Below are 1,066 nucleotides of genomic sequence, written 5' to 3'. Positions count from 1 at the left end.
ACCTAACCCAGTCGCAATCGCGAGGGTGATTGGCGTGATCTCAACGTATTGGATAAACGCAATACCGATAGATGCCGTAATGAAGTGACCAATGATCACGTTTTTTGGTTGAGCGAGAGGGCTGCTAGGCACCCCAAACACCAACACCGCCGTAGCACCAAATGGCGCCATGAGAAGTACAACCTCAGTGAGAGATACCTCGGCGTAAGACAACACACCAATAGCCAATGTCGCACCAAGCCCCGCGACCAAAGATAAAATTAAATTATTCATAAACACCTCAAAGTAGACCGAATTGTCTACAAATTAAAATAGACAAATCTGTCTACCTTTGTCAATATGTGTTTGTAGAACTTTTTGAGGACGTAGTTATGAACAAAAAGAAACAGTTATTGATCGACACCGCGTTGTCGCTGTTTTACAAACAGGGCATCAACTCCATTGGCATCAATGAAGTCCTTAAAGTTTCTGGCGTGGCTAAACGCACGCTGTACAGCCATTTTGAGAGCAAAGAAGCGCTCATCCTCGCCGTACTAGACCAACGCCACCAAATCTTCATAGCGTGGCTAGAGGAAAAACTGTCATCAGCACAATCGAGCACAGACGTGATCGACCAGTTGTTTACCGCGCTTAACGGCTGGTTTCATGGTTCTGAGGAAAAATTGGGCGAGTTTCGCGGCTGTTTCTTCATCAACACGTCCGCCGAATTCAGTGACGACAGCGGCGAGATCGCAACGTATTGCCGCCACCATAAACAACAGGTTCGTGAGCTAATTCAACGCTATCTCAAATCAGACAACACATCATTACTTGATGCCATTTGCATCATGAAAGAAGGTGCCATCACTACCGCTTACATGACAAAAGAGTACGACGACGTCACAAAGAAATGCGTGGAAATTTTGCACAAGCTGTAATGCGTTCAGGCGTCGTAATTAGCTAATTAAGTATTCAAACAAAAAGGCACCTATCGGTGCCTTCTGCATTAACAGGGGTTGAGACCATCACAACTCGTGTTCAGTACGGGCAATGATGTCATCCTGCGCGTCTGGTGATAGCGCGGTAA

2 protein-coding genes are annotated in these 1,066 nt (G+C 46.0%); one reads left to right on the top strand and one right to left on the bottom strand.

Annotated features, from left to right (window positions below; genetic code table 11):
• Positions 1–273 (bottom strand): HPP family protein (locus R7Z41_RS24365; protein WP_318141687.1); only part of this gene is annotated, 273 nt, incomplete at its 3' end.
• A 98-nt stretch (positions 274–371) separates the two neighbouring features.
• On the opposite strand from R7Z41_RS24365, the gene R7Z41_RS24360 reads away from it, so the two are divergent.
• Positions 372–917, top strand: a complete 546-nt coding sequence (locus R7Z41_RS24360; RefSeq protein WP_237302192.1) for a TetR/AcrR family transcriptional regulator — start codon at positions 372–374, stop codon at positions 915–917.
• Positions 918–1,066 lie beyond the last annotated feature (149 nt).

Origin of the sequence: Vibrio sp. 1457, from assembly GCF_033340195.1 — a bacterium.
Classification (GTDB): Bacteria; Pseudomonadota; Gammaproteobacteria; order Enterobacterales; family Vibrionaceae; genus Vibrio; species Vibrio alginolyticus.
This window is presented reverse-complemented; position numbering and strand designations above follow the sequence as displayed.